Source organism: Nocardia sp. NPDC058058 (genome assembly GCF_042885355.1).
Classification (GTDB): Bacteria; Actinomycetota; Actinomycetes; order Mycobacteriales; family Mycobacteriaceae; genus Nocardia.
In genome coordinates, this window is sequence record NZ_JBHVSA010000034.1 from 1 (window position 1) to 1,219 (window position 1,219).

Consider the following 1,219-nt stretch of genomic DNA (forward strand, 5'->3'; position numbering starts at 1 on the left):
TCCTGCTTCCGCCGTGTCCTGCTTCCGCTTCCGCTGTGTCCCGTGTCGACGGGTGGAACGGCCGAGCGTCGGAAGGGGCCGCTGCGGTACCCTGACGCCATGCGTGCCGTACGCCTTCTGCTTACCGAGCCGCGCTGATCAGCGCCGACCCTTCGAGACGGTCGGCACCGGCGCGGCGCCCCCTCCTGTGCGAGGGGTTTTTTCGTTTGGGCAGGCAGAGACGGCAGAGACGATCGATGGAGCTTCAGAAATCATGAGCGAGACGAACACCCCGGCCCCCGAGGCGGCCGAGGCGCACCGCTACACGGCTGCCATGGCCGCCGACATCGAGGCACGCTGGCAGGACGTATGGGACGCGCGGGGCACGTACGAGGCGCCGAACCCGACCGGTGACCTGGCCGGGGACCCCGAGGTCGTCGCGCGGCCCAAGAAGTTCATCATGGACATGTTCCCGTACCCCTCCGGTGCGGGCCTGCACGTCGGCCACCCGCTCGGGTACATCGCCACCGACGTCTACGCCCGCCACCAGCGGATGACCGGCCACAACGTCCTGCACACCCTGGGCTTCGACGCCTTCGGCCTGCCGGCCGAGCAGTACGCCGTGCAGACCGGCACGCACCCGCGCGTGTCCACCGAGGCCAACATGGAGAACATGAAGGTCCAGCTGCGCCGGCTGGGCCTGGGCCACGACAAGCGCCGGTCGTTCGCGACGATCGACCCGGACTACTACAAGTGGACCCAGTGGATCTTCCTGCAGATCTACAACTCCTGGTACGACGCGGACGCGAAGAAGGCCCGGCCGATCGCCGAGCTGATCGCCGCCTTCGAGGACGGCTCCCGTGAGGTCCCGGCCGGCGTCGCGGGCGGCCGCGCCTGGGCGGACCTGACCGCCGGCGAGCGGGCCGACGTACTGAACGAGTACCGGCTGGCGTACGCCTCCGACGCGCCCGTCAACTGGTGCCCGGGCCTGGGCACCGTCCTGGCCAACGAGGAGGTCACCGCGGACGGCCGGTCCGAGCGCGGCAACTTCCCCGTCTTCAAGGCCAAGCTGAGCCAGTGGAACATGCGGATCACCGCCTACGCGGACCGCCTGCTGGACGACCTGGACGCGCTGGACTGGCCCGAGGCCATCAAGCTGCAGCAGCGCAACTGGATCGGCCGCAGCGAGGGCGCGCGCGTCGACTTCGCGCTGGGCGAGGACGCGATCACCGTCTTCACC

Annotated in this window: 1 protein-coding gene; it reads left to right on the top strand. The window is 69.9% G+C overall.

Features of this window, described 5'->3' with window-relative positions:
- Positions 1–253: 253 nt before the first annotated feature.
- A partial coding sequence (locus ACFVUS_RS43960; protein WP_387781523.1) for a class I tRNA ligase family protein occupies positions 254–1,219 on the top strand: 966 nt, incomplete at its 3' end.